Origin of the sequence: Methylobacillus caricis, assembly GCF_020532705.1 — a bacterium.
Taxonomy (GTDB): domain Bacteria; phylum Pseudomonadota; class Gammaproteobacteria; order Burkholderiales; family Methylophilaceae; genus Methylobacillus; species Methylobacillus caricis.
In genome coordinates, this window is record NZ_JAJAVD010000005.1 from 1 (window position 1) to 979 (window position 979).

Sequence of the window (979 nt, forward strand, 5' to 3'; positions counted from 1 at the left end):
GTATTGACCAAGAAATTTGGTGGCGAAGCCAAGGACTACTCCCAGATCGACAACGCGCCGGAAGAAAAGGCCCGTGGCATCACCATCAACACCTCCCACGTGGAATACGAGACAGAAACCCGTCACTACGCCCACGTTGACTGCCCAGGCCACGCCGACTACGTCAAGAACATGATTACCGGTGCTGCCCAGATGGACGGCGCTATCCTTGTCTGTTCCGCCGCTGACGGCCCGATGCCGCAAACCCGCGAACACATCCTGCTGGCACGCCAAGTGGGCGTACCTTACATCGTCGTCTTCCTGAACAAGGCAGACATGGTGGATGACGCAGAACTGCTCGAACTCGTGGAAATGGAAGTGCGTGAGCTTCTGTCCAAGTACGAATTCCCAGGCGACGACACCCCAATCGTCAAAGGCTCCGCCAAGCTTGCGCTTGAAGGTGACCAATCCGACATTGGCGAACCCGCCATCTTCCGTTTGGCAGAAGCCCTGGACAGCTACATCCCAACTCCAGAACGTGCTGTTGACGGCGCATTCCTCATGCCAGTAGAAGACGTATTCTCCATCTCAGGCCGTGGCACCGTAGTCACCGGCCGTATCGAGCGTGGCATCGTCAAGGTGGGTGATGAAATCGAAATCGTTGGCCTGAAGCCAACCCTCAAGACCACCTGTACCGGCGTTGAAATGTTCCGCAAGCTGCTGGACCAAGGCCAGGCTGGTGACAACGTGGGCGTACTGCTGCGCGGTACCAAGCGTGAAGAAGTAGAACGTGGTCAAGTCCTGTCCAAGGTTGGCTCCATCAAGCCACACACCAAGTTCACTGCAGAAATCTACGTACTGGGCAAGGATGAAGGTGGTCGTCATACCCCATTCTTCAATGGCTACCGTCCACAATTCTACTTCCGCACTACCGATGTCACTGGTGCTGTAGAACTGCCGGCTGGTACCGAAATGGTCATGCCAGGTGACAACGTCTCCA

Annotated in this window: 1 protein-coding gene; it reads left to right on the top strand. The window is 56.1% G+C overall.

Annotated elements, in window-relative coordinates; translation table 11 throughout:
- A partial coding sequence (tuf, locus tag LG200_RS13985) for an elongation factor Tu (RefSeq protein ID WP_226758267.1) occupies positions 1–979 on the top strand: 979 nt, incomplete at both ends.